The 26,233-nt window shown below is 58.5% G+C and carries 25 protein-coding genes; 15 read left to right on the top strand and 10 right to left on the bottom strand.

The features are described from left to right. Nucleotides 1-30 precede the first annotated feature (30 nt). Nucleotides 31-2,112 (top strand): carboxy terminal-processing peptidase, encoded by a 2,082-nt coding sequence (locus ACSQ3J_RS18755; RefSeq protein ID WP_436039845.1) that lies wholly within the window; start codon nucleotides 31-33, stop codon nucleotides 2,110-2,112. A 243-nt stretch (nucleotides 2,113-2,355) separates the two neighbouring features. Here the strand turns inward: ACSQ3J_RS18755 and ACSQ3J_RS18750 are convergent, their stop codons facing one another. Together ACSQ3J_RS18750 and ACSQ3J_RS18745 are read right to left on the bottom strand one after the other, a co-directional pair. After that, nucleotides 2,356-2,931, bottom strand: coding sequence for an OmpA family protein (locus ACSQ3J_RS18750; RefSeq protein WP_060504539.1), 576 nt, complete (start codon nucleotides 2,929-2,931; stop codon nucleotides 2,356-2,358). Nucleotides 2,932-2,935: 4 nt separating this feature from the next. Next, complete coding sequence (locus ACSQ3J_RS18745) at nucleotides 2,936-3,352, bottom strand: hypothetical protein (RefSeq protein WP_060504538.1); 417 nt, start codon at nucleotides 3,350-3,352, stop codon at nucleotides 2,936-2,938. A gap of 570 nt (nucleotides 3,353-3,922) precedes the next feature. Between ACSQ3J_RS18745 and ACSQ3J_RS18740 the strand changes: the two genes are divergently transcribed. Then, on the top strand, nucleotides 3,923-6,463 hold the full coding sequence (locus tag ACSQ3J_RS18740) for an SH3 domain-containing protein (RefSeq protein ID WP_436039842.1): 2,541 nt from the start codon (nucleotides 3,923-3,925) through the stop codon (nucleotides 6,461-6,463). 202 nt (nucleotides 6,464-6,665) lie between these two features. On the opposite strand, the gene ACSQ3J_RS18735 is transcribed toward ACSQ3J_RS18740, so the two are convergent. After that, nucleotides 6,666-7,364 carry a GntR family transcriptional regulator gene (locus tag ACSQ3J_RS18735; protein WP_060504537.1) on the bottom strand — a complete coding sequence of 233 codons (699 nt, stop codon included), beginning with the start codon at nucleotides 7,362-7,364 and terminating at the stop codon, nucleotides 6,666-6,668. A gap of 139 nt (nucleotides 7,365-7,503) precedes the next feature. On the opposite strand from ACSQ3J_RS18735, the gene ACSQ3J_RS18730 reads away from it, so the two are divergent. The 7 genes from ACSQ3J_RS18730 to ACSQ3J_RS18700 all read left to right on the top strand — a co-directional run bounded on the left by ACSQ3J_RS18730 (nucleotide 7,504) and on the right by ACSQ3J_RS18700 (nucleotide 13,896). Next, a complete protein-coding gene (locus ACSQ3J_RS18730) occupies nucleotides 7,504-9,024 on the top strand; it encodes an aldehyde dehydrogenase family protein (RefSeq protein WP_436039840.1) in 1,521 nt (506 codons plus the stop codon). Between the two features lie 125 nt (nucleotides 9,025-9,149). After that, entirely contained in the window at nucleotides 9,150-10,100 is a 951-nt protein-coding gene (locus tag ACSQ3J_RS18725) for a sugar ABC transporter substrate-binding protein (protein ID WP_060504536.1), read from the top strand. Between the two features lie 142 nt (nucleotides 10,101-10,242). Then, nucleotides 10,243-11,190 carry an ABC transporter permease gene (locus ACSQ3J_RS18720; RefSeq protein WP_060504596.1) on the top strand — a complete coding sequence of 316 codons (948 nt, stop codon included), beginning with the start codon at nucleotides 10,243-10,245 and terminating at the stop codon, nucleotides 11,188-11,190. Continuing rightward, nucleotides 11,190-11,927: an ATP-binding cassette domain-containing protein gene (locus ACSQ3J_RS18715; RefSeq protein WP_060504535.1), complete on the top strand. Its 738-nt coding sequence runs from the start codon at nucleotides 11,190-11,192 to the stop codon at nucleotides 11,925-11,927. The genes ACSQ3J_RS18720 and ACSQ3J_RS18715 overlap by 1 nt, the downstream gene beginning before the upstream one ends. A gap of 30 nt (nucleotides 11,928-11,957) precedes the next feature. Continuing rightward, nucleotides 11,958-12,800, top strand: coding sequence for a 5-dehydro-4-deoxy-D-glucuronate isomerase (gene kduI / locus ACSQ3J_RS18710; protein WP_060504534.1), 843 nt, complete (start codon nucleotides 11,958-11,960; stop codon nucleotides 12,798-12,800). Further along, nucleotides 12,797-13,552: a 2-dehydro-3-deoxy-D-gluconate 5-dehydrogenase KduD gene (gene kduD, locus ACSQ3J_RS18705; RefSeq protein WP_436039836.1), complete on the top strand. Its 756-nt coding sequence runs from the start codon at nucleotides 12,797-12,799 to the stop codon at nucleotides 13,550-13,552. The genes kduI and kduD overlap by 4 nt, the downstream gene beginning before the upstream one ends. Before the next feature lie 11 nt (nucleotides 13,553-13,563). Further along, on the top strand, nucleotides 13,564-13,896 hold the full coding sequence (locus ACSQ3J_RS18700) for a cupin domain-containing protein (RefSeq protein ID WP_436039834.1): 333 nt from the start codon (nucleotides 13,564-13,566) through the stop codon (nucleotides 13,894-13,896). Between the two features lie 208 nt (nucleotides 13,897-14,104). Here ACSQ3J_RS18700 and ACSQ3J_RS18695 read toward each other — a convergent pair whose 3' ends face one another. Next, complete coding sequence (locus tag ACSQ3J_RS18695; protein ID WP_436039832.1) at nucleotides 14,105-14,995, bottom strand: LysR substrate-binding domain-containing protein; 891 nt, start codon at nucleotides 14,993-14,995, stop codon at nucleotides 14,105-14,107. Nucleotides 14,996-15,025: 30 nt separating this feature from the next. Then, nucleotides 15,026-15,934, bottom strand: coding sequence for a LysR substrate-binding domain-containing protein (locus ACSQ3J_RS18690; RefSeq protein WP_244482164.1), 909 nt, complete (start codon nucleotides 15,932-15,934; stop codon nucleotides 15,026-15,028). A 108-nt stretch (nucleotides 15,935-16,042) separates the two neighbouring features. Between ACSQ3J_RS18690 and ACSQ3J_RS18685 the strand changes: the two genes are divergently transcribed. From ACSQ3J_RS18685 to ACSQ3J_RS18660, 6 genes are all read left to right on the top strand, one after another. Then, complete coding sequence (locus ACSQ3J_RS18685; RefSeq protein WP_060504529.1) at nucleotides 16,043-16,717, top strand: cysteine hydrolase family protein; 675 nt, start codon at nucleotides 16,043-16,045, stop codon at nucleotides 16,715-16,717. Then, entirely contained in the window at nucleotides 16,714-17,016 is a 303-nt protein-coding gene (locus ACSQ3J_RS18680) for a GYD domain-containing protein (protein ID WP_060504528.1), read from the top strand. The genes ACSQ3J_RS18685 and ACSQ3J_RS18680 overlap by 4 nt, the downstream gene beginning before the upstream one ends. Nucleotides 17,017-17,138: 122 nt before the next feature. Beyond that, on the top strand, nucleotides 17,139-17,975 hold the full coding sequence (locus ACSQ3J_RS18675; RefSeq protein WP_436039829.1) for a transporter substrate-binding domain-containing protein: 837 nt from the start codon (nucleotides 17,139-17,141) through the stop codon (nucleotides 17,973-17,975). A gap of 16 nt (nucleotides 17,976-17,991) precedes the next feature. Then, nucleotides 17,992-18,669 carry an amino acid ABC transporter permease gene (locus ACSQ3J_RS18670; RefSeq protein ID WP_060504527.1) on the top strand — a complete coding sequence of 226 codons (678 nt, stop codon included), beginning with the start codon at nucleotides 17,992-17,994 and terminating at the stop codon, nucleotides 18,667-18,669. A 24-nt stretch (nucleotides 18,670-18,693) separates the two neighbouring features. Next, nucleotides 18,694-19,434, top strand: coding sequence for an amino acid ABC transporter ATP-binding protein (locus ACSQ3J_RS18665; protein ID WP_060504526.1), 741 nt, complete (start codon nucleotides 18,694-18,696; stop codon nucleotides 19,432-19,434). 11 nt (nucleotides 19,435-19,445) lie between these two features. Continuing rightward, complete coding sequence (locus tag ACSQ3J_RS18660) at nucleotides 19,446-20,168, top strand: MBL fold metallo-hydrolase (protein ID WP_060504594.1); 723 nt, start codon at nucleotides 19,446-19,448, stop codon at nucleotides 20,166-20,168. Between the two features lie 381 nt (nucleotides 20,169-20,549). Here ACSQ3J_RS18660 and ACSQ3J_RS18655 read toward each other — a convergent pair whose 3' ends face one another. The 5 genes from ACSQ3J_RS18655 to ACSQ3J_RS18635 form a co-directional block, all read right to left on the bottom strand. Further along, nucleotides 20,550-21,215, bottom strand: a complete 666-nt coding sequence (locus ACSQ3J_RS18655) for an SDR family oxidoreductase (RefSeq protein ID WP_060504593.1) — start codon at nucleotides 21,213-21,215, stop codon at nucleotides 20,550-20,552. 16 nt (nucleotides 21,216-21,231) lie between these two features. After that, nucleotides 21,232-22,647, bottom strand: a complete 1,416-nt coding sequence (locus ACSQ3J_RS18650; protein WP_436039827.1) for a GH1 family beta-glucosidase — start codon at nucleotides 22,645-22,647, stop codon at nucleotides 21,232-21,234. Then, the gene (locus ACSQ3J_RS18645; RefSeq protein WP_436039826.1) at nucleotides 22,628-24,277 is read right to left on the bottom strand and encodes an amino acid ABC transporter permease; all 1,650 of its coding nucleotides are present in this window, start codon (nucleotides 24,275-24,277) and stop codon (nucleotides 22,628-22,630) included. Before ACSQ3J_RS18645 ends, ACSQ3J_RS18650 begins: the two co-directional genes overlap by 20 nt. A 76-nt stretch (nucleotides 24,278-24,353) precedes the next feature. After that, nucleotides 24,354-25,100 carry a transporter substrate-binding domain-containing protein gene (locus ACSQ3J_RS18640; RefSeq protein ID WP_060504523.1) on the bottom strand — a complete coding sequence of 249 codons (747 nt, stop codon included), beginning with the start codon at nucleotides 25,098-25,100 and terminating at the stop codon, nucleotides 24,354-24,356. Between the two features lie 29 nt (nucleotides 25,101-25,129). Beyond that, nucleotides 25,130-26,191: a LacI family DNA-binding transcriptional regulator gene (locus ACSQ3J_RS18635; RefSeq protein ID WP_436039825.1), complete on the bottom strand. Its 1,062-nt coding sequence runs from the start codon at nucleotides 26,189-26,191 to the stop codon at nucleotides 25,130-25,132. Nucleotides 26,192-26,233 lie beyond the last annotated feature (42 nt).

The raw sequence follows: 26,233 nt of genomic DNA, 5'->3' as shown, positions 1-26,233 counted from the left end.
GCGCCATATCAAGAACTGGATCACAGCTGAATGCGCATACGTTATGGCCTGCTTTCAATTTTTCTGGCAATCGCGCCATCGGCATATGCTCTGGAGGCTGGGCTGCCGCCCGTTTTGGAGCCGCTGCAGCAACAGGCGCAAGCTGCTCGCTTAAGTGCGCAATTTCTCACGCGTTTCGGTTACAGGCCAATACCACTTGATGACGCCTTATCTGCCAAGATTATGACTCGATTCATCAAGTCTCTGGATCCGGAACGGATGATGTTCCTCCAGGCAGACATCGACAGGTTCACGGTTGACAGCGCCAATATTGACGATGCGATTAAACGGCAAGACTTGCGAATCCCGTTTTCCATTTTCAACGTGTTCGAACAGCGCATCGTCGAGCGTATGAAATATGCACGCGCCTTGCTCAAATCGAACTTCGATTTCGGTGTGCAGGAAGTTTACTCGGTGTTGCGCGATGATACTCCTTGGCCGCAATCGGTGGCAGAAAGCGACGATCTTTGGCGCAAACGTGTCAAGAGCGATTGGCTTCGGCTGAAACTGGCGGGAAAATCAGATGTCGCCATTCGTGATACGCTAGACAAACGCTATCAGAACTTCCTTGAGCGCGCTTTCAAATATAAGAGCGAGGATGTCTTCCAGTTTTTCATGGATGCCTACACGGGGTCGGTTGATCCACACACGGACTATTTAGGCGCGAGGGCTGCGGCTGAGTTCGATATTTCCATGAGGCTTTCGCTTGTTGGAATTGGGGCAGTGTTGCAGGAACGTGACGACTACACCACGATCCGTGAACTCGTCCCGGGCGGTCCGGCGCAATTGTCCGGAAAACTCTTGGTCGGTGACCGTATCACTGGTGTCGGACAAGGCCAGGATGGTCCGATCAAGGAAGTGGTTGGCACACGCCTTGATGAAATCGTACAAATGATACGTGGTAAAAAAGACTCCGTCGTGCGGTTGGAAATATTGCCTGCGGATGCAGGACCAGACGGCAGCCATCGCGTCATCACTCTTACGCGCGATAAGATAAGTCTTGAAAAACAGGCCGCGAGAAAATCCATTTTATTCGTAAAGGATGGCGGCACGCAGCGCAAAATCGGAGTGATCACTCTGCCGGCATTTTATGAGGATTTCGAATCGCGGCGAAAAGGCGACCCCGATTATAGAAGTGCCAGCCGCGATGTTGGAGAGCTTCTTGACGAACTGAAGCAGGACCGTGTCGATGGCGTTGTTGTCGATCTGCGCAATAATGGCGGCGGGTCATTGACCCAAGCAATTGAAGTCACCGGGCTCTTCGTCGGGAAAGGTCCGGTGGTTCAGCAACGCGGTGCCAATGGCAAGGTGGAGGTGGGGAGCAATAATTTCTCCAAGCCTGCATGGACAGGTCCGGTTGGTGTTTTGATCAATCGCGGTTCGGCATCCGCCTCTGAGATTTTCGCCGCAGCGATTCAGGACTACGGCCGCGGCGTGATCGTCGGCGAGCCCAGTTTTGGCAAGGGCACCGTGCAAACTGTGGTCAATCTTGACAAGACGGCGAACAACAGCAAACCGAAATTTGGCGAGATGAAATTAACGATCGCTCAGTTTTTCCGGGTAAACGGCGGGACAACCCAGCTGCGCGGCGTGACCCCGGATATCAATCTTCCGGGTTTTTCGGACCCGAAGAGCTTTGGTGAAGCAAGCTACGATAATGCACTGCCATGGCAGCAGATCAAACCTGCGAAATATGTACCGGCCGGAAATTTATCAGCTGTGCTACCGCAACTGCAAACCCGCCACGATGCCCGCGTTCGCAACGATCAGGATTTTCAGCGCTTCGTTGAAGATATTGCCGAATTGAAAGCCCAGCGCGAGAAAAGTGTTGTTTCCCTCAACCTAACCGAACGCCGGAACGAACTGGCTGCTCAGGCAAAGCGTTTCAAGGCAAGACCGGAAATCAATGATGGTGTGAACCTCGATGCAGATGATGGGCTGCAAGCAAATGAACGCAGCCTGAGCGCCGATATTGCAATCGAAAACGCCCGTAAGAATGCCAAGGATGTCCTGCTTAACGAAGCGGCCGCCATTCTTGCCGATGGGGCGGATTTGCAGAAAAGTGTGCGATAAGCCGTTCAAGCTGCTGACGATATCCCGGGCGATGCCGTGTGCGTCGGCATGGTGGCTATACCGAGCGCCTCGATCGTCCGGCGCGCATCGCCAGCATTGGTCCGTTAGGGTACTGGCTTCAGAAGCCGAGGCATTGTGATATTGAACAGCTGTTCCGTCCGAAAGCACACTGAAGCAAGCTTCAGCCGCAAAGTGGTTTTACATCTGGGTTACTATGGCGACGCGGCACCTTCCGAACCATATCTACTTCTGGAATACGCCCAGATTGATAAGTTGTACACGCCTGTTGCTTGAGGCGGCATTGTCGGACCCAGGGATAGGAAGGTATTCTCCCACGCCGATGGAATAGAGGCGTTTTGGGCCGACGGCGAATGTGGTTGCCAATGCTTCCTTTATCGCGGCTGCGCGCTGATCGCTCAGTTCGAGATTGTGTTTCTCATTCCCTGTAGAGCTGGCATGACCGACAACGAGGAACTTGTAATCCCACAAGTTCGGATGGTGCAGCGCATCGGCAAGGAGCCCAAGCGTGCGATACGATTTTGGATCGATGGCGACTGAATCGTTTTCGAAATTTATTTCGACGACCATCTGGGGTAGTTTGGCGATTTTCCTCCAGTTGGGAAGCGCCGACATTGGTTGGTCCCGGCCGTCGATTGCCTCCTGCCGAAGAATCTCTAGGTCTATCGCCGGCGCAGCCATGGTCAGTTTGCCGAGCCCTTCGACAATCCGCTCTTGGGATACCTCCTGGCTCAATGCAGCCGCTGGGGTGAGAAATGTGGCGGCGACAAGGAACAGTATTTTTGAAAGAGCCTGGCGCATCGGCTTATCTCCATCCCGCATCGGTAAGCACCTGACTGCATTCTTCACTGACCCGCTTTTTCTTGATCAGGCAATTGAGGATAAAGCCATCTCCCTCGACACCGCCGCAACTCTTGATCATATCCCGCTGACACACTTTTTCATATGAAGTTTGGGCATGCTCGCGCTTGGTGATCGATTGGAACACATCAGCGATCGTCCCCTTGCATGTCGGCGAAACCCGGTCCGAGTTCTGCTGCAGGCACGCAGCAATTCTACCGCTGCCAAGGTTCAAACCTCTGCATAGCTTTTTGATATCAGAACCGCAGTCGTCCGCGAGTTTCGTGACGGCGTCTGCGTAGCTTAGTGTCTGTGCAAGCGCGGGCGCTGCAAAGTTGAGTGTCGAGAAGACAAACGCTGCGAAAAGAACCTTACGTGTCAACTTTTTGCCCTCGTTTTCGCACGGAAGCGAGTTACGTCGATGAGCAAGAATTTACATGGCGTGGTGGGAATGAGGACGTATGTTACGGTAATCCAAATCTGTTTTCACATGTGGCCTGTCGGTAGGGCCAACCGTTCAGCGGAGTCGCGTATAGCTGGGATAGGGTCACTTTGCCCAGTCTAGCCGAGAATTGGAACAGAGTACGCGGATTTAGCTGCGCGCTGCATATTCGCCGTGGAGTGGCAGGACGCCGACACGTTTGCGATCTGCGAGCACCAGAAATCGAAAAAACGTCTAAAACTATTGAAACAATTGGGGGGATGCCGGTGTGCGTTGTATTCTTCGCCATGCGACTGCAGCACTTGGTGCCGGCATCTGATCAAAAGGCGCCGGTGGAACGTCGAAAGCGCATCAAAATAGGATTAGGCGCGATGGGCGCCGAAACGCTCAAGGCCCATAGTGTCAATCAGATAGTCGTATGATCCGGTATCATACGTCCAAACGCACACAGACACCGATTACTCTGAAACCAGGGTTCTCGTGCCGCTCGGTTCGTTTAGGGGGACAATCATGCGTAGAATTTTCGCCTATCTTACGATTGCCTCATTTTTCTCGACCTCAGCGTTCGCAGATCCCGCGGTGCTGACCGCAAATGTGAATTTCAGAACGGGTCCCGGTACCGGCTTTAGCGCGATGCGGATCATTCCGCAGGGCGAGGAAGTCGATATCAAGGAGTGCGATAGCCAGGCGTCATGGTGTGCGGTAAGCTATTCCGGAGAGAATGGTTTTGTCGCCGGCAAGTACCTCAACCAGTCGGAATCCGATGCTCCTGCCTGGCCGAGGGTCTTCAACACGCAATCCGGGGCAACGGTTACGCTTTTTCAACCGCAGATAACCGAGTGGGCCGATTTCCGCCGGCTTGCCGCACTTATTGCCACCGAACTCAAGCTGCCAGCTGAAGCGAAGCCAGTTTACGGCATTATTGGTGTCACAGCCAATACGGTTGCCGATGATGACGCCGGGAATGTCACGTTGAGCGATATTAAGACCACGCGCTTGGACTTTTCAACGCTGGACCGCAAGCAGCTATCGGACCTTACTCTCCAGGTTGGAGCCCTGATGCCGACGGACCCTAGTGTCGTTTCGCAGGAGCGGTTGACGGCGAGCATCGCGGATTACAAAAGGCTGGCCAACATCCCCGACATCAAGGCGGATCCACCGCCGATCTTCACGAGTGAAACGTCGGCGGTCTTGGTTCAGACCAACGGCAAGGCGGTTTCGGCCCCGGTGAAAGGCGTAGAGGGGCTTTCCTTTGTTGCCAATACCAATTGGGACCTTTTTAAGATCGACGCGACTGGCGCCTACTACCTCCGGGACGAGAAGAACTGGCTGACATCAACCGCTCTAGAGAGCGGCTGGGTCGAGGCTGACACGGTTCCGGATCTAATTTCCAAGCTGCCGGCCGACGAGAACTGGAAAGACGCGAGAGCAGCGCTTCCGCCGGTCCGTTTCTCCGAGAATTCGGTGCCAAAGGTATTTTATTCAGACACGCCGGCAGAACTGATGATTTTCGAGGGGCAGCCAGTCCTTGAGGCGGTACCGGGCACAGGTCTCGAATGGGTATCGAATTCGACGGGAGCGATCTTCTATCACACGGCAAGCAAGACCTGGTATACGCTTCTTTCCGGGCGATGGTTTTCGGCGACGTCGCTCGACGGTCCGTGGGCGTTTGCGACAACCAAATTGCCCGCCGGCTTCCTAGCCATACCTGACGATACGTCCTATGCGGCGGTGCGGGCTTCGATCCCAGGAACCTCGGAGAGCGCGGAGGCGCGCCTGAAAGCCAGCATTCCCAGAATGGCGCGCGTATTGACCGACGGATCGGTCAAAGTAGAGGTAAGTTACAGCGGGGAACCGGTATTCGAGCCGATCGAAGGCACGTCCATGTTCTATGCAATCAATGCGAACGAACAGGTGATCAAAGTCTCGGACAAGTACTTTGTGCTCAAGGACGGCATCTGGTTTGTTGGAGACGCGCCCAGCGGACCTTTCGCGGTCGCACATACCGTCGCCGAAGAAATCTACACGATTCCCCCGTCGTCGCCGGTCTACAACGCCACCTATGTCCGCATTTACGAAGCAGAACCGGATGCCATCTGGTATGGGTACACGCTCGGCTATCTCGGCGCCTACCTGGCTTGGGACACCCTCGTGTGGGGATCAGGCTGGTATTATCCGCCCTATTGGGACGATGATTACGACGGCAACTGGACGCCTTACCCCCCGCCGATCAGCTATGGAGTGGGCGCCTACTACAACCCCGCCTACGGGACTTTCGGGCGCTACGGCTATGCCTACGGGCCGGAACGGGGCTTGGTTGCCGGTTCTGCATACAATCCGAGAACCGGAACCCATGTTCGCGCCGGTGCGGTCGCCGGACCGAGCGGGCAGCGGGGGTTCATTTCGGCCTACAATCCACGCACGGGCAACGCTTTTGCTGCGCGAGGAGGTCAGAACGTCTATGGTTCCTGGGGCAGTGTTTCCGTCAAGCACGGTGGCGAATTCGCGCGTATCAGCGGCGGTTCCACGGGTAGTGCAGGCGGCCTGCGCTGGCGCAACACGGAAGGCGATAAGGGCTTTCTTGTCGGAAGCAAGGGCGGCGATGTCTATGCCGGGCGGGATGGCAATGTTTATCGCCGCCAGGACGGACAATGGCAAAAGCACTCGCCCGACGGCTGGAAACCGGTTCAGCGCCCGGATGGAGAAAATCTCAAGAATGCGGGGCAGCGTGACGGTATAAAGCGACCGCAAGCGGCGCAACGTGGGCAGAACCTGCGCGACAGTCCAGCGGTGCGACGCAATCAGCAGCGCGCCCCCGACCATCTCAATTTTGACCGGAACGGCCGACAGTTCGGTAATCAGTACGAACTTAACCGCAACTATGGCCGGCGCTCCCCGCAAACCGGCGGAAACTTCCACAACTTCGACCGTGGTGGCTTTCAAGGTGGAGGCAGGGGCAATGGTGGCTTTTACGGCGGCGGCGGCCGTGGCGGCGGAGGAGCAGTTATACGGGGTGGCGGTGGCCGGGGTGGCGGTGGACGCGGCCGCTGAACCGCGCAATTTTCCTCGGGTTGATGCCGATCCGGCTGCTACCACAGCGGAAATAAACGGTCAGCGACGTCGAACGCAGATTTAGCAACGTCAGGGTTGCGAGAACTGGCCGAACCAATACGTTTGCTCTGAGGGCGAGGGGCTAACCTGCTACCAAGTCCACCCTTAAGCCGGTTTAATGCAACGCCAAGTCATAGCGCCGCTATTCGAACAATTCGCGGTTATCCGCTTCAATCTGCGGCAGATCATTGAGGATGCCGTTCAGGTGAGCGCGCATGGCGTCGGCGGCGGCATCGGCATTTCGAGCGTCGATGGCGACAACGATCTTTTCGTGTTGTTCGATGAGATTGTTCATGGAAGCGGGGTTGCGGAGCTGCAGATTGCACACCCTATCCATATGCGCCTTGATGTCTGAAATCGCATTCCAGGCGAGACCGCAGCCGGCGCCCTCGGCAATGGCGATATGAAATTGCTCGTCTTCCCGGCGGAAGGCGTTGTGATCATGGTCTGACATGGCCATACGCTGCCGTTCGAGAATGCTGTCGATCTTCCGGCGCGTCCACGTATCGAAGCTTTCGCTCGCGCGCCGGGCGACAGCCACCTCGATTGCCTCGCGGACGAAACGGGCCTCCATCATTTGGCGCGCCGAGATACGAACGACAACGGTGCCGCGATTGGGGCGGATTTCGACCAGCTTTGATTTTCCAAGCGCAATCAGTGCCTCGCGCACGGGCTGCCGGGACACGCCGAGACGGGAGGCGATTTCCTGTTCGGACAGGCGGGAGCCTGGCGCCAGCTCGAGGCGGATGATCGCCTCGCGCAAATCACGCTCGACCTGAGCAGCCGTCGTCTCCCCGGTCTCGATCTTCAACGGATCAATCTTCAAAGTTTCAAGGTTCATGCTTTTCGCCACCGCGGTCTCGTTGACATTCGTTTTTAGCCACCATACAGTACCATACAACTTGACGACAGCACAAGCGCGGCGCTCGAAGCGCCAAGCCAGGATGGAGGAGCCGGGACGTGAAAATCCCGGTCAGTTGATGACGATACATTCCAATTTCATAAGCCCAGATTCTAGTGATCCGCGTCTGCAGAGTAAATCCCGCTACAAGATGCTTGTCGACGGCAAGTCGGTTGATGCGGCATCGGGAAAAACCATCGACCGTGTGAGCCCGGGGCATGCCGGCGTCGTCGTCGGAACCTGGCCGGAGGCTTCCGCCGATGATGTTCGCTTGGCGATTGCTGCTGCCCGCCGCGCCTTCGACAACGGTCCATGGCCACGCATGTCTGGCGCCGAGCGCTCACGCCTCATGTTCAAGACGGCGGAACGCATTCTGGCCAATGTCGAAGAACTCGCCCTGATCGAAAGTCTGGAGGTTGGAAAACCGATCGCCCAGGCTCGCGGCGAAATCACCTTTTGCGCCGATCTCTGGTCCTATGCGGCCGGGCAGGCGCGCGCACTGGAAGGCCAGACGCACAACAATATCGGCGATAACCGTCTTGGCCTCGTGCTGCGGGAGCCGGTCGGTGTTGTCGGTATCATCACGCCCTGGAATTTCCCATTCATTATTGCATCCGAGCGTGTGCCGTGGGCGATCGGCGGTGGCTGTACGGTCGTGTTGAAGCCATCGGAATTTACCTCCGGCACCTCAATCCGCATGGCGGAGCTCGCCCGCGAGGCCGGTATCCCCGATGGCGTTTTCAATGTCGTCACGGGATACGGTGACCCGGCGGGCCAAGTCCTCGCCGAGGACCCGGGCACGGACATGATCGCCTTTACCGGTTCTGGCCGCGTCGGCGTCAAACTTGGCGAAATCGCCGCTCGTAGCGTCAAGCGCGTCGGTCTCGAGCTTGGCGGCAAGGGGCCGCAGATCGTTTTCAATGATGCGGACCTCGAGGCGGCTGCCGATGGTATCGCCTACGGCGTCTATCACAATGCCGGCCAGTGCTGCATTTCCGGCAGCCGCCTCCTCGTACAGGAAGGCATCCGCGACGCGTTGCTCGATCGCCTGCTCGAAATTTCCCGCAAAGTCACCTTCGGCGATCCGCTGAACGAGCGCACGAAGATCGGTGCGATGATCTCGGAAACGCATGCTGCCAAGGTGCACTCCTATGTGGAGGCCGGGCAGGCTGCCGGCGCCGAACTGCTGCTCGGTGGATCGAGGGCCGGCGAGGGCGCCGGGCTCTATTATGCGCCGACAATCTTTTCCGGTGTCACCGCCGACATGTCGATTGCCCGCGAGGAGATTTTCGGGCCGGTCCTATCGACCTTGACCTTCAAGACGGCAGATGAGGCTGTCGCGCTCGCCAACGCATCGGAATTCGGTCTTTCGGCCAGCGTCTGGTCCACCAATCTTGAAAACGCACTTCAGAGCATCCGCCGTATCCGGGCCGGGCGCTGCTGGATCAACAGCGTCATCGACGGTGCGCCTGAACTGCCAATCGGCGGTTACAAGAAGAGTGGTCTCGGGCGGGAGCTCGGCCGCTACGGCTTCGATGAATATTCGCAGTTCAAGGGCATTCACGTGACCTTGGGCCGGCCGGATCCTTGGTTCGGGTGAGATTGCTCATTCGACACTGAGGCAGAGGAGGAAAATCTCGGCTGGCGCGATCTTTGGTCGGAGCCCGCCAGCCGAGACATGGGTCTTTCGACCCCGATTGCACATCCAAAGGGAGGATACGCAAAATGAAATTGACCAGACTGAAAACCGCAATGCTTGCGGCGTGCGCAGCTATGGCTTTCACAACGTCCGCCATGGCGGCCGATGTCAAGGCGACGATGATCATCTACCTCGATCCGAGTGTTCAGTTCTTTAACCCCGTCGTGAAGGGCGCACAAGATGCTGCAGCACAGTTCGGCGTCGATCTCGACGTTCAATATGCCAACAACGATCCGGTACGCCAGAATGACCTGATCGAGAGCGCCACGGCGAGCGGAGTCGACGGCATCGCCGTCGCTATCTCCTCGTCTGACGCTTTCGACGAAAGCATCTGCAAGGCGGTCAAGGCCGGCATCATCGTCATCGGCTTCAACAACGACGATCTCGACGGTGCCAAGGGTAATTGCCGCCAAGCCTATGTCGGCATGGATGAATTTGCCTCGGGTTATGAGCTCGGTAATCGGATGGTCGAGCAGTTCGGCCTGAAGGAAGGCGACATGGTCTTCAATCCGCGCGAAATTCCGGAAGCCAGTTTCGCCGTCGCCCGTGGCGGCGGCATCGAAAAGGCGATGAAGGAGCATGGCATCAAGGTGGAGACGGTCAAGTCCGGCCTCGATCCGGCCGAAGCGCAGAACATTCTCGCTCAGTTCCTCATCGCCAACCCCAACACCAAGGCTCTGTTTGGCACAGGCTCAGTTACCTCGACCGTGGGAGCGGGCGCCATCAAGGACGCTGGTGTCAACATTCCGTTCGGCGGATTCGACCTCGCGGTCGAAATTGTCAACGCGGTGGAATCAGGTGCCATGTTCGCGACGATGGACCAGCAGCCTTACCTGCAGGGCTACTATCCGATCGCCCAGATCGCGCTGGCGAAAAAGTACGGCCTGACCCCGACTGACGTCGACACCGGCCAGGGCGCTTTCCTCGACAAGTCGCGCATCTCGTCCGTCAAACCGTTGATCGGCAGCTACCGGTAAGCGAGACGCCTGAAGGCCTTCCGGCGACAAGCCGGAAGGTCACCGCGATCCCTGGAACAGAGTAACGACAGTGACCTACGCCATGACCGACAGTGCCGTGCCGAAATCGCGCACGAAAAAACAATCGCTGCTCAAGCAGATCATGACCATGCCGGCCGGAGCCATTCTCCTGGTTTTCGTCTCCTTGCAGATCGTCTGCATCGCCGGTGCGCTCATTTATCCCGACAGCTTCCGTTATCTCTCGCCGCAGAACCTGACAATCCTGATGAAGGCCATTCCGGTCCTCGGCTGCCTGGCGCTGGGCGCCGGCGTGCTCATGATCGCCGGAGAGTTCGATCTGTCGATCGGCTCTGTCTACACCTTGACCGCTGTGCTGATGGCGAGCCTTGTCGATAGCGGCATGAGCGCTTTTCTTGCCGCGCCGCTCGGTATTCTCTTGGGTATCATGATCGGTCTGCTCAATGGCGCGATCACGCTGCGCTTCGGCCTGCCATCCTTCATCGTCACGCTCGGTGGCCTGCTGTTCTGGCGGGGTGCGGTGCTGCTCTACAATGGCGCCGTGCAGGTTCGCTTCGATCCGGAACCGGCCTTTTCCGGCCTCTTTGCCGGTACACTTTTTGGCATTAACGCCGCCTTCATCTGGATTGTCCTGTTCGTTATAGGCTTCTATCTGTTGATGCACCGTCACAAGTTCGGCAACCATGTGTTCGCCACCGGCGGCAATCCTGCGGCGGCAACGGCGATCGGCATCAATACCGATCGCGTCAAGATGGTCGCTTTTGCCATCGCCGGCGGCATGGCGGCTGTTGCCGGCATCCTTGCCACGGCGCGTGTCGGCAGCGTCCAGCCGGGGCAGGGTGCCGGTCTCGAACTGCAGGCGATCGCGGCTTGCGTCATTGGCGGGCTTTCCCTTCGCGGCGGCCGTGGCTCGATCATCGGCATCTTCCTCGGTGTTATGCTGATCCACACCATCACCGACGTGCTTCTGCTCCTGCGCGCACCCGGCTTCTACCTCGACATGTTCATTGCAACCCTGATCGTCGTTGCTGCCGCCTTCAACCATCTTATCGAACGCCGGGGGGCTGCGTGATGTCCGCGTCCAATCTACTCGAACTGCACAATATCTCGAAAAGCTTCGGTGCCTTGACAGCGCTGCGGGACCTATCGTTTCACATCGGCCCAAGCGAAGTCGTCGGTCTTCTCGGCGACAACGGCGCCGGCAAGTCGACCACGGTCAATCTGATCTCCGGCATTCACAAACCGACCTCCGGCCATCTGAGCGTCGATGGCCAGAAAACGCTCTTCACTTGCCGCTCGGATTCTGCCGATGCCGGTATCGAAACCATCTATCAGAACACAGCTCTGGTGGATTCGCTGTCGATCACCCGCAATATCTTCATGGGCCGCGAGCGCACCAATGCCTTCGGCTTCCTGAAGCAGGCCGAGATGCGCGACATCGCCATGGAGGTGCTGAAGAAGGCCGTCCATATCTCCGGAATCGATTCTCCCGACAAGCTTGTGGGCGATCTCTCTGGCGGGCAAAAGCAGGCAGTCGCCATCGCCCGCGCGGTGTTCTTCAAGCGGCGGGTACTTTTGCTCGACGAGCCTACCTCGGCTCTCTCCGTGCGAGAAACCGAGGCGTTGCTGTCGCAGGTTCTGAAACTGAAGGCTGAAGGCGTCTCGAGCGTGCTGGTGACGCACAATCTCTATCACGCCTATCAGGTCTGCGACCGCTTCGTGATCATGAGCCATGGAACCAAGGTCTTCGACGTCAAGAAGGCCGATACGACGATCAGTCAGCTGACAGAATACGTCGTTCTCACCTGACAATCCCATCCAACGCCAAGAGGCAAATCCGTGACAATTTCCGTAAATGTTCGCCAAGTTGTTGGCCCCGAAGATGCTGCGAAGCGCGATACGAACGGCCTGCGCGACGGGTTTCTCATCGAGGGGCTGTTTTCCAAGGGCCGTATCAATCTCACTTACAGCCATCTCGACCGGATGATCGTCGGTGGTGTCGTCCCGACGGATAGAGACTTGATGATCGGCCAGGTTAAGGAAACCGGTACCGAGCAATTTCTCGAAAGGCGTGAGGCCGCGATCCTTAATATCGGTGGACGCGGTCGGGTTCTTGCCGGTGAAACCGAATATACCCTTGGTTTCCAGGAGGCGCTTTATGTCGGCATGGGCGAGGGGGATCTGACCTTCAGAAGCGACGATCCAGCCAGTCCGGCCGAGTTCTATGTCCTGAGCGCCCCCGCGCATCGCAGCTGCCCCACCGTGCTCATCACGCTCGACATGGCCAAGAAGGTGCGTACCGGTTCCGCTGAGGAGGCCAATGCCCGCACGATCAACCAGTATGTCCATCCGGATGTCTGCGAAAGCTGCCAGCTTCTGGTGGGGCTCACCATGTTCGAGCCGGGCTCGGTCTGGAATACGATGCCAGCGCATGTCCACGACCGGCGAATGGAGGTCTATCTCTATTTCGGCATGGAAGAATCAACACGGATCTTTCATTTCATGGGTGAGCCCCATGAAACACGGCACCTCGTGCTGAAGAGCCATGATGCGGTGCTGTCGCCGGGGTGGTCCATCCACTCCGGTGCCGGCACCGGCCGCTACTCCTTCATTTGGGCGATGGCGGGCGACAATATGAGCTTTACCGACATGGACAGGGTGCCGATGGACAGTCTGCGATGAGCCCGTTCGATCTTTCGGGCCGCTGCGCCATCGTCACCGGCGCCAATACCGGTATCGGTCAGGCGATTGCCGCCGGTCTCGCCGCGGCAGGGGCCGACATCATCGGTGTCGGCCGTTCGCCGATGGCGGAGACAGCTGGTCAGGTGGCGGCAACGGGCCGCGTCTTCCATTCGCTTCTTGCCGATCTCTCGCAGATGGAGGAGGTCCGTACCCTTATCGAGCGTGCCTCTGCCCTGCGGCCACACCCGGATATCCTGGTCAACAATGCCGGGATTATCCGCCGCGCCGATACGATCGATTTTACCGAGGAAGATTGGGATGCCGTCATGGATACCAACCTGAAATCGGCGTTCTTTCTCTGCCAGTCCTTCGCGAAGATGGCGATCGCGGCGCAAATGCCGGCCAAGATCATCAATATCGCCTCGCTCCTGTCCTTCCAGGGTGGCATTCGCGTGCCGTCCTACACCGCAGCCAAGAGCGGTCTGGCCGGACTGACACGGCTGATGGCCAATGAATGGGCGGTGCGTGGCATCAATGTCAATGCGATTGCTCCGGGCTATGTTGAAACCAATAACACTACAGCGCTCAGGGCGGATACCGAACGCAATGCCGATATTTTGAAACGCATTCCCGCCGGGCGCTGGGCGCGCGCGGACGATATGGCGGGTGCTGCTGTTTTCCTCGCGTCGCGTGCGTCGGACTATGTGCATGGTACGATCCTGCCCGTCGATGGCGGATGGCTTGCACGATAAAGGAGTTAATTATGATGCCTAATTTCTATACCCTTCCAGAAGGCCTGACATGGACGGAAACCTCGCCTGGTAACCGCCGGGCGGTTCTTGCGCACCGCCCCGAAATGATGCTGGTCGCCTTTAGCTTCGACAAGGGGGCGATCGGCGCTCTCCATTCGCATCCGCATACGCAGGTTAGCTACGTGGCCAAGGGGAGTTTCGAGGTCACTGCTGATGGCGTGACCACGACACTGCCGGCCGGCAGTAGCTTCATCGTCGCACCAAATCTCGTCCACGGCGTCGTGGCGCTGGAGGACGGGTTGCTGATCGATACGTTCACGCCAAGTCGTGACGATTTTCTGTAGCGCATTCTCAAATTCGGAAAATTGAGAATAAAAGCTCTACTGCATTTTAGTCCGGGCGGCGGGAAGATCCTCTCAAGAGCTTGTTTGTCCGACCAACGCGAGTTTCGTTGGATTCAAGCAAGAATGCTCAGTGGCTTCCCACCTAACTCTGAAATCCGTCGGAGACCTCGGGTCTTTTATTTCAAGCGTATTGATGTTCATATGGCATTCAAGCCATTGACGCCTCCTCGATTAGCCAATCGATGAACGAGTTTACCTCGGCAGTCTCCCGTTTCGCTTCCGCGCAAATGCAATAGTAATTGTGAAGGGCTGGGACGCTGAGTTGAAGCGGTTGAACAAGGCGTCCCTCATTGAGATCGCGCGCGGAAACGACTTCATCGCTAAGCGCCACGCCAAAGCCATCTCGGGCGGCTTGGAGAACGATGCCGAAGTCGTCGAAGTGCACATCGGCCTCACCAGCATAGGGAATGCCCGCTTCAGCCTGCCAGCGACGCCATTGCGAACCGTCGTCTTCGTGCAGCAGTCGATGATAGGCGAGATCGGAGGGTTGTCGGATGGCGTTCGGTCCGCGCAGGAGCTGGGGGCTGCAAACCGGAGTCATGCGGATTCCGTGGAGCAGGCGCCACCAGAAGCCCGGCCACGGTGGCATGCCATAAACGATCGCGACATCGGTCTTGCGCCAGTCAACGTCATGGAAGCGGCTGGAAGTAAGAACCTTCAATTGGAAACTGGGGCTTTCCTCCATAAAAGTGAAAAGTCGGGTGGCAAGCCATGCAACACCATGAACTTGCGGGATGGAGATGGTCAGGGCCTGCTTTGGTGCTCCGCCATATTTATGCACCGAGAGCTGGCGCACGCCGGTGTGAATGGCGTCCATGGCGCTTGCCACCGAGCGCTGGAGTTGGCTTCCGCTCGGGGTCAAAGCCAGTTGCCTGCCGCGTTTCTGGAAGAGGTCGACGCCCAGTGTCACTTGCAAGGCCCGGATCTGCTGGCTGACAGCACCCGGCGTCACATGCAGCTCCGCTGCCGCCGCACTGACATTACCGAGCCGCGCGACGCTCTCAAAGACACGAAATGCATGAAGGGGTGGCAGCGACATCGAATTCTTCCTCAATCGGCGTTCAACGGATCAAGCATTTTGATCCCGTCCTGGACGCAACTGCTCGACCACACGATCGGCCAGCGTCCGCAGGATGGGGTCGTTCGCGCGGTCAACCGGGCAGACAATATAATATTCCCGCGCCGCATTGATCGTAGTGGAGAACGGCTGGATAAGCCGCCCTTCGTTCAGGAAGTTTCGCGTCAGCACATCCGAAACGAGTGCCACGCCGCGGCCCTGAACAGCGGAAGCGATCGCCTGCGCTACCGAGTTCACCCGGACACGTGTATTGCCTTCAAGGGCGATCCGGGCCGCGACGGACCATTTCGCCCATTCCCCGCCGTCATCCTCATGTAATAGCGCGACGGAGCTTAGTTTCCCGTCGCGATTGCGCAGGTCGAGCCGAGGGAACAAAGTTGGCGAACACACGGCGCAGAGCCGGACCTCGCTAAGCGAGCGCCAGTATTTTCCGGTGAACGGCGGATTATCGTAGACGATCGCCATGTCGTTTTCCGCCCAGTCGACCTCTGCTGCGGTGATCGCCTCGTTAATGGTGAGGTTGGAAATGCCGTGCCCCTGAGCAAAATCGACGAGGGTCGCTGTCAGCCATGCGATCCCGAGCGCAGTCGGTACCGAAACCGACAGTGATGCGGGATGGTCTCCGGAGATCAGTTTCCGCGATGCCCGCGTGGCCGTATCGAGCTGGCCGAGGGATATGGCGACGGTCTGCGAAAAATCCCTGCCCGCCTGGGTGAGGGCGACATTCCGGCCTGACTTCCGGAACAGGATAATGCCTGTCGCATCGCTCAGCTTCTTGAGTTGCAACGAAATCGCGCTCGGACTGAGGTGCAATTCCGCCGCCGCCTGCCTCACGCTGCCGAGGCGCGCAGTCGCTTCGAACGCGGGGAGATATTGCAGGTAGGGCGGGAGGCGGCTCATCTGGATATCCGGCTGATCGTTTAGCATTATAGAACGATATTGGTGATTTTAAATTGATTTTTTAAAACTGTTAAGGGTGCTATCCAATCTGCAAAGAGGAGCTTTCTAATGATCTCGGCAAAACCATTCGACTACCCCTATGACGGCAATCTCGATGCTCGCAAAACGGCGCTTGTTGTCATCGACCTGCAGGAGGATTTCCTTTCCACCACGGGTTATTTCGCCCGCCAGGGTTATGATCCAGCGCCCCTTCGCGCGATCCTTCCCGCGGTGAACCAGCTCATCGCTGCCTGCCGCGAGGCGGGCATCCGGATCATTCATACCCGGCAGGGGTATCGCGAAGACCTTGCGGATATGACGCCTTACGAAAAATGGCGCCGGCAGCGGTCGGGTCTAGAGGGTACGACTGCGCTGCTACGGTCCAGCCCCGGTTTTCAGATCGTTCCTGAACTTGACGTGCGCCCGCAGGACATCATTGTCGACAAGACCTGCAACAGCGCCTTTACCTACACCGATTTCGAGCATGTGTTGCGCGCGCAGGGCATTACACACCTGCTTTTTTCAGGCTGCACCACCGACGTTTGCGTCCACACGACGCTGCGCGAAGCCTGCGACCGGAATTTCCAGTGCCTGACAATCTCGGACGCCTGCGCCAGCGGTGATCAATATGCGCATGAGGCTGCCTTGCACATGGTCACAGTCGAGAACGGCATTTTTGGCGCGCTGACCGATACCGCAGCGGTGCTCGCTGGTTTGAAAAGACTGGAAAGTTCCAAACGATGAGCGAGATCCGAAAATACGTCTCCCTGATGCGCCTCACGCAAAAGGGGCTCACCGAACTGACCGACAGCGCGAAACGCCGGAAGGTAAGCGAGGACCGCGTCGCAGCGCTCGGCGGGCGGTCGATCGCCTTTTACGCCCTGCTTGGGAACTATGATTTCATGCAGGTTTTTGAAATGCCGAGCAATGAAGCGATGATGCAATACGTCCTCACCGCGCGCCGCGACGGACATGTCGAGCCGCTTATCCTCCCGGCATTCGACACAGAGACATACGGCCAGATTCTAAATGCCGTAGGCTAGGAAAAAGTTTAGTTTTTCTGCGGATTTTTCATGAAAACATTTAGCTTGTTTGCGAATGGCGCTCGTATACGACTTCACTAAAGGCTGATCCAAGAAACCAAAAACAAGGGAACACGACCACGATGAAAGCAACACTGGGAACGAAATTGACTTTTGTGGCAGGCACAATGTTTGCCGCTTTCCTCAGCGCCGGTACAGCTCTTTCCGCCGACCAAAAGCCCGATTTTGTATCGGGCGGCATCTTGAAGATATGCACCAGCGGCGAATTCCCGCCGATGGAGTATTATGAAAATCCCGGTGATAAGGACCTGATTGGCTTCGAGATTGACGTCATGGACGCGATCGCCAAGCGCTGGGGTGCTAAGGCCGAATATATCGTCGGCGACTTCAAGGGCCTGCTTCCTTCGCTCGATTCCAAGCGCTGCGACCTTGTTGCAAGCGGCATCATGATCACGCCGCCCCGCCTGGAAAAATATGACGGCATCCCGTATTTCGGTTCTCACGTCGTACTGGTCACTGCGGCGAACGACACGGAGACAAGGGTCCCGGCCGATGTTAGCGGCAAGATCATGGCGATCGAGGCCGGCACGACTTACGAAAAGACGGTGGCCGATCTCAATGCCGAATTGGAAGCTGCCGGCAAGGAGCCAATCCAGGCGCAGACCTACCCGTCCGCGTCCGGCGTGATCGAGCAAATCCTGGTCGGCCGCGCGACCGCAACGATCACGCAGGATACGACAGCTGCATATCGTATGCTTCAGGTGCCGGGTCGACTGGCCATTCCTTATACTTACGATGAAAGCGAAAACTACGGCATCTACCTGCGCAAGAGCGATGGCGACCGGCAGATGCTGAAGGACGCGATCGAGGCTCTGCAGGCGAGCGGCGAGATGAAGGCGTTTCTCAAGAAGTGGAACCTGCCGGAAGCTTCGACCGACGTTGCCCACGACGTGAACTGACGATAGGTGGTCCACGTTGTTTGACCTCGACCTCTTCCTGCAGGCGATCTTCAGTGCCCCCCTTTTAAAGGGGGCACTCCTAACGATCGGCCTCTCTCTCTGCGTCATGGCTGTGTCCCTCGCGCTTGGCATGGGACTTGGCTCCATGGCAGGCTCACCGCGCCGCTCTGCCCGTTGGCTGGCAACGTTCTATGTTTGGCTGTTTCGCGGCGCACCCGCACTCCTCGTCCTGCTGTTTGTGTGGAACGGCCTGCCACAGATTTCCGAAATCTTTCGGGCAGGCTGGTTCACGCCGTTCTTCGCGGCCTTCTTGGCGCTATCGTTGATCCAGATCGCCTACCTGGCAGAAATCCTGCGCAGCGCCTTTGCCGCTGTGGGGCATGGACAACGAGAGGGCGCGGCCGCGCTCGGTATGCATCGCTGGCAGATCTTTCTGATCATCACCATGCCGCAGGCGCTCAGGATCGCGGTTCCCGCGCTGATGAACGAGTTCATCTCGCTATTGAAGGCCACGTCGCTTGCGACCGTGATCTCGCTGAAGGAACTGATGACCGTGTCGCAATTCGCGATCGCCACCAGCTTCCGCTTCCTCGAATGGTACGGTGCAGCCCTTGTCTACTATCTTGTCATCGTTTCTGTGCTGACGCTCGCCCAGAACCGCATCGAACATGTGCTTTCGCGGGGCTACCGCTGATTGCCGTAAACCCATGGGGTGGATATGAACACGCAAACCGCAATTCAGGTTTCTGGCGTCAGCAAATGGTACGGAACTTTCCAGGTCCTTAAGGGCATTGATTTGGCCGTGAACAAGGGCGAGCGCATTGTCATCTGCGGCCCATCAGGCTCGGGAAAATCGACGCTGATCCGCTGTATGAACCGTCTGGAGGAGCATCAGCAGGGCTCGATTGTCGTCAATGGCGTCGAGCTCACCAGCCAGCTCAAGCGCATCGATCGCGTGCGAAGCGACGTGGGCATGGTCTTTCAGCACTTCAACCTGTTCCCGCACCTGACGGTTCTGGAAAACTGCACGGTTGCCCAGCGCTGGGTGCGCAAGCTGCCAAAAAAGCAGGCAGTCGAGGTAGCGATGAAATATCTCGAACGTGTGCACATTCCGGAAAAGGCTGACAAATATCCGGGCCAGCTTTCCGGCGGCCAGCAGCAGCGGGTCGCGATTGCACGCGCCCTCTGCATGAACCCAAGCATCATGCTGTTCGATGAGCCGACCTCGGCACTCGATCCTGAAATGGTCAAAGAGGTGCTCGACACGATGATCTCGCTCGCAGCTGACGGCATGACCATGGTTTGCGTCACCCACGAGATGAATTTCGCGCGCGAGGTCGCGAGTGAAGTGGTCTTCATGGATGGGGGCCAGATCATCGAGCGCAACAAGCCCGGCATCCTGTTTTCCGCACCGACACACGAGCGCACAAAGCGCTTCCTCGGCAAGCTGCTGCATTGAGCGAGGCCATCTTGACCAACACGAACTGGTTTTCAAAGGAGAGGATTTCGGATCGGCTCACCCGCGTCTGGGAGCCTCATGTCCATAAGTTCTTTCAGGCTAATATATTCCATGTCATCGGCAAGGACGCCGACCTCGTCATCGATTTCGGCGTGGGCCTCGCCAATCTGGGGAGCGCGTTAGGCATTCCTTATGGCAAGCCGGTGCTCGCGGTAGCAACTCACGTTCACGTTGATCATGTCGGCTCGTTCCACGAATTCGAAGACCGGCTTGGCCACACAGTTGAGGCCGAGGCCTTCGCGCTCATGCCGGATGCCGACACGCTCGCCGGCTATTTTCGCAGGCAGCCGGACGCCTTAATCGCAGCAGCTCCCGGGGGAATGACGCCGGCAACCTACAGAATTACGCCCGCACCGCTCACCAGGGTGCTGGCGGAGAACGACGCCATCGACATCGGCAACGCCTGTTACACGGTTTTGCATCTTCCCGGCCATTCTCCCGGATCCATCGGGCTGCTCGACCAGAGGACGGGGGAGTTCTTTAGCGGAGACGCCATATACGAAGGAGGTCTGGTGGATGATCTGCCGGGATGCAACGTCGAACACTACAAAGGCACCATGAAACGACTGGCAGAGCTTGACGCAGACCTCGTTCACGGAGGGCATGGACCGGCGTTTGGGAGAGAGCGGTTGCGCGAGATCGCCGTGACTTACCTCCATTCGAAAGGATGCTGAAAGGACCGACCTCTTCCCGCGCGATGAAAGTCTGAGCATCGTGAGCACTGCCAGAGGGGCGCGGTCCACGCCGAAATCGCGCAGCCGCGCGTGCGATCTAAGTTACGTCTCACCACCTAACCTTTCGACGTGCTCCAACGATGTCAGCCATGGGGTAAATTCGAAAATTAGCGCACAGCGGTCGCATGACCACTCTCGCCTTCTACCCTGCCAAGAGCAATCGGTGGCGAAGATAAAGAGGATCACGGGTAAATCTGGTCATCCCACCAGATCCCACATTTTGATCGATGCTCTTCAGCTTTGACGAGGATGCGCTTTATCTGTTCGACGCGCAGACAGGATTGGCGCTAGGCTGACCGGGGCTCCCGGCCAGCCTAATCTTCACCAGGAAACGGCTTGTCCATCGAAGGCGCGGAAACTGGCACTGCCCGCCAGCGTGGCTCCATCGATGATACGGCGCAGTCCCGTAGCGCTATCTGCGACGGGCACGACGGCGTCATCGCCGCCCATGTCGGTTTTCACCCATCCCGGATGCAGCGACACAACTGTAATGCCGTCGGCACGCAGGTCCTGAGCGAGTTTGACGGTTGCCATGTTTAGGCTCGCCTTTGAGCAGCGATATGCATAATCACCATCGTCGTCATCCAGCGTGCCCTCGGCGATCGAGCCGGCACGGCTGCTGATATTGGCAACAATTTTTCGTTTGCCGGACAGCAGGTTCGGCAAAAGCGCGCGTGTCACGAGCAGGGGGCCGAGTGTGTTGATGCGCATGACCTCCAGGAAATCGACAGGCTCCAGCGATTGAAGCCCGCCGGTATCGCCACGGATGCCGGCATTGTTGATCAGCACGTCGATCGGCATACCATCCAGGCGGCGCGCCAGATCGAGAATGGATGCCGGGTCGGCCACGTCGAGCGTCTCCGGCACGATGCCGTCTTCGGCCGCCGGTGTCATGGCGCGGCCGCAAGCGATCACACGCCAACCGGCCGCTGCATATTGCTGTGCCATCACGCGGCCGAGGCCGCGCATGGCACCGGTAATCAACACCGTTGACTGAATGCCTTCAGCGGCCACTGCCAGCGCTCCTTGCCGATTCCGAATGGCTCTGTGCTGCGATCCGGCCGTAGATTTTGCCTGAATATTTGATCGTCCGTATCTGCGTATCGAAATCGACATGGGTGATGCCGAACGGCGTCGTGTAGCCATAGGCCCATTCGAAATTGTCGGTCAGCGTCCAGGCGAAGTACCCCTTGACCGGCACGCCTTCGCTGGCGGCCTTGGCGACATAATCGAGATGGTCGACATAATAGGCGGCGCGAATGTCGTCCCAGACATGGCCGTCGGCCGAGACGGTTTCCGGTGCGGTGGCAACGCCGTTTTCCGAAATGTAGATTTCCTTCGGTGCGTAATTCTCATGCACATAGTGCAGCACATCGTAGATGCAGCGCGGCCAGATTTCGTAATTCACCTCGGAATAGGTGCCTTCCGGCTGTACGCGCTGGAAATTCAGCGGTGCCAGCTCCGTGCCTTCGGCCATGACGGACCTGCGGTAGATATTGACGCCGAGATAATCGACCGGGGCGGCAATGACGGCATTGTCGTCCGCATGGATCGGGGGCAGCAGATCGCCGTAGAGGTCAAGCATGTCCTGCGGATAGCTGCCCTTGAACACCGCATCGAGGAACCAGCGGTTCTGGGCGCCGTCGAAGCGTCTGGCTGCAGCGATATCGCGCGGGTCGCCGGTTGCGGGCTCTGTCACGTTGAGATCGAAGACGATGCCGACCGCGGCGTCCGGAACTTCTGAACGGATGACGGGCACTGCGCGGCCATGGGCGAGCAGCGCATGATGGCTGGCGGTGACGCCGCCCTTGGTGCCGTCGAAAAGACCGGGCGCATCCTCGCCGCTGGCATGGCCCGACCAGCAGAATGTCCAGGGTTCGTTGAGCGTCGTCCATTTCTTGACGCGGTCGCCGAAGGCGCGGGTGGCAACGGCGGCATAATCGGCGAAATGCTCAGCCGTTTCGCGATTGTACCAGCCGCCGCGATCCTGCAGCGCCTGTGGCAGATCCCAGTGATAGAGGGTCGCATAGGGCTCGATACCGGCAGCGAGCAGATCGTCGATCAGCCGGTCATAGAAGGCGATGCCCTTCTGGTTGACGGCGCCGGAGCCGTCCGGGATCAGCCGTGCCCAGGCAAAGGAAAACCGGTAGGCGCCAAGCCCCATGGCTTTCAGAACAGCGATGTCTTCGCCCCAGCGATGGTAGTGATCGCAGGCGATATCGCCGCTGGACGCGTCGACGATGACGCCGGGCACCTTGCAGAAGCGGTCCCAAATGCTTTCGCCCTTGCCGTCTTCGAGAGGCGCGCCCTCGATCTGGTAGGCGGAGGTGGCGGCGCCGAAGACGAAACCCTGCGGCAGCACGAGACCTGCTGCGCGTGCTTCAAGGATCTTGCGGTCGTTAGCGATGTTTGACGTCATATTTTCTCTCGATGGTGTTGACGAGGCTTGCCGCGGCAAGCGTCAGGACGATGTAGAAGATGGCAGCCGAGTTGTAGGGAGCAAAGGGCAGGAAACTTGCCGACTGGAACTCGCGCATGCGCTGGGTGATATCGCGGATCGACAGGATGGACAGGAGCGAGGTGTCCTTGAGAATGGCGATCAGCTCGTTGCCGAGCGGCGGGATGATGATCCGGAACGCCTGCGGCAGGACGACGAGACGGGCCGCCTTCCAGCGGGTAAGGCCGATACTATACGCGGCCTCCACCTGGCCTGCGGGAATGGCGTTGATGCCGGAGCGGAAGATTTCAGCAAGATAGGCGGAATAGGCGACCGCCATGGCGACGATACCGCGCACGAGGTTCGGCGGATCGACGACACCCTGCGTCGCATCCTTCAGCGCACCACTGAGCGGCAGGCCGACATAGAGCACGATCACCAGCATCGGGATGCCGCGAATGGTATCGACGATGAATTCCGAGCCGATTGCCAATGGATGCCTTCTGTGCAGAAAACCGCCGAAGGTGAGCAGGCCGAGAATGATCGCCAGCACGGCGATAGTGATGCCCGTCGAGCGGTCACGGTCGTTCAGCATTTCTGTCTGCCAGAGCACGGGCCAGCCGGCTGGGACTGAGGCAGTTGGTAGAAGGGCCGCGCTGACATCTTCTTTCTTTGCGAGCGCGGCGATCGCTTCGGCAGGGCCGAGGAAGGTTCTCACCGGCGTTTCGGTCGCCGGTCCGCCCGGATACTGGCCATAGCGAACAGCGCCAATCAGCGATGACGGGGTATTGCTGACGATAGCGACCTTGCCGGTCAGTGTCCCAGTCAGCACAAAGCTGTCGCGTGGCTGGGTGAGGAACCAGGTGGCTGCCAGTGCCAGAAGCAGCGTTGCGGCTGTGAACAGCTGGCCCGTCCGCTTCTTGTAATGCAGTTGCAGCAGTCCAACCCAGACCAGCCCCATCAGGGCCGCGAGAAGATAGGCGGCAACGGCGGCGCGGATGGTCGTGGCGACCCCGGCGGCGAAGGCAATATGGGCAAAGAAGAACAGACCTGCCGCGCCAGCGCCATTGATCAGGCCGACAATCCAGCGTCCGGTGCGGCGCAGACCGTTCTCGGAGCCTTTGTGCCGTGTCGCGATGAAAAGACCAAGGCCAATCAGCGTCAGGATTAAATAGACGGGATAAAGGATGGCTTCGACCTGGCGCAGCGTGAGATCGGCGGCCTCGGTCAGCTGCCGGGGGGTGACACCCTTGACGACGAGTGTCGAGGTGAAAGAATCCACGCCATTGGCCACGACCGAAGCGGCAAACGGATGAATGGCGCCGCTGGCAAAAATTGTTGCCGCCGCCATCAGATTAAGCGCGGCGCAGCCGAGCGCCAGCTGCGGCCGGTTTGACTTGGCGCGCGAGAAGGCAAGCAGGGCAATGCCGGACGAAAAGGCGATCGCCAGCGCCAGGAAACCGGGCACGAAGGCGGACGAACCGTTTTCGACGCCAAGGATGGCGCGCAGCGAGCGCTGATAATCTGCCGAGGACGTGAACAGGTAGATGATGAAGGGTAGCGCGGTCAGGATGATGAGATTGCTGGGCCGCACGCGTTTCAGGAATGACATTCATTCCTCCGCAGGAGTGGTTCGGAAACATTTTGAAAGCGGTTCCCGGAGCGCGAACGCTCCGGGTTCGCCGGGCTTACTTGAGGCCCCAGTATTTGCCGATCAGCTGATCGAGCGTGCCATCGTCCTTGATTGCCTTCAGGCCTTCATTAAAGGCGGCGATGTTGGCGTCGTCCTTGCGGAAGACAAGGCCGAGCGGGTCGGACTGAAGATCCTTGATGGCAACGACGAGTTCGCCGGCAAACTCGCGCTCATAGGCCGCAGCGTTGGCGCCATTGATGACGACGCCGTCGACATCCTTGTTCTTCAGGGCAATGACGGAGGCTGAGAAGCTATCGTATGCGGCGACGTTTTCCTTGCCCACGATGCCTTCGGCAACCTGTGCGTCTGTCGTATTGGCCTGCGCCGAGAGCTTCTTGCCCTGCGACTTGAAGTCATCCAGCGAAATTCCTTGGTCGGCGACGCGCATCAGCACTGCTTGACTGTTGACGATATAGGGGTCGGAAAAGTCCATCGCCTTCTTGCGTTCGTCGGTGATCGAAACGCCGGAGGCGACCAAATCGAAGCTGCCCTGATCGAGTGCCGCGAAGATGCCGTCCCAGCCGGTGGTGACGAACTCCGCCTGGCAGTTGATCTTGGCGCAGATGGCATTGACCACATCGACGTCGAAACCGACGATCTGGCCGCTGGCCGGATCGATGCTTTCCATTGGCGGCGAGGTGGTGTCGGAACCGACCTTCAGAAGCTTGCCGCCGAGATCGGCTGCATGCGAAGCGCCGGCTGCAAGTGCTGCCATCGCAAGGGCAATCAGATATGTCTTCACGTTCGTTCTCCTCCGTTTGTGAATGGGTGTCAGGCCGGGCGCGCGCCGAGATTGTCGGGCTGCCTTTCGATCAGGGTTGGCCTGAAAACCTGTTTCAGCGTCTGCGGATCTCCTCCCGCCATCCGCTGCAACAGGAACTCTCCGAGCGTCCTGCCGAGGACTTCGATGGGTTGGTAAAAGGTCGTGATCGGCGGTGTGAAATAGGCGCTGACATTGATATCGTCGTAAGCGATGACGTCGATATGAGTGCCCGCCTGTAGCCCGAGGCTGCCAAGCCCCGAGAGTACGCCAAGCGTCGTGGATTCGTTGATGCAGATGAAGGCTGTCGGCGGTTCCGGCCGCTGCAGCAGGTCAAGCGCACTTTCGCGGCCAAAGCGGGTCGACAGGTCCCCTTCGGCGATCAGGTCCGCCGGTGTCTGAAGCCGGGCTTGCGCAAATGCGCGGGAAAAACCGTCGATCCTGTCCATCGCATAGGAGAGGGGGCGCTGAGGGTTGATCAGCGCGATGCGGTGATGACCGCCGGCAATCAGCCGTTCCGTGGCGGCAAAGGCTGCCCATTCATTGTCGATATCGACATGCGCGTAGGTGAGCGGCTTGCGGCAGCGGCCGAGCGACACGAAAGGAAAGCCGCTTTCGACCAGAAGATCGATGCGCGGATCGTCGGCGAGGATACCGGAAAAGATAATACCGTCGGCAAGGCCCTGATCCATGATCCGCCGCGCCATGTCGCAGCCATCCTGGGTGTCACGGATGACATGAACGGAGATGCGATAGTCGGACCCTTCCAGTGCCTGGCTGATGCCGCTGAGGATCTGGGTGTACTCGACACCGTCCCATTCATAGTCACGCACCGCCGTCACCGGCATGAGCACCGCCGCCTGATAGGTCTTGCCGGTTCGAAGCGCCATGCCGCGGACATTGGCCTGATAGCCGATCTCCTGCGCGGCCTTGAAGATCGCATCCTTGGTTGCCTGAGCAACGACGGGCGAGCCCCTGAGTGCTTTGGAAATGGTGGCGATGGAATAGCCGGTGAGATCGGCCAGCGTCTTGATGGTCGGCGGTGTACGGCGCGCTGATTCAGTTTCTGCCATGCATGCCTCCCAGCTCGCCGACCTGATGACGGGACTCGTATC

It is taken from the genome of Rhizobium sp. LjRoot98 (genome assembly GCF_964252935.1).
Classification (GTDB): Bacteria; Pseudomonadota; Alphaproteobacteria; order Rhizobiales; family Rhizobiaceae; genus Pararhizobium.
Note: the sequence above shows the minus strand (reverse complement) of the source record. Positions and strands in the feature narration are given on the sequence as shown.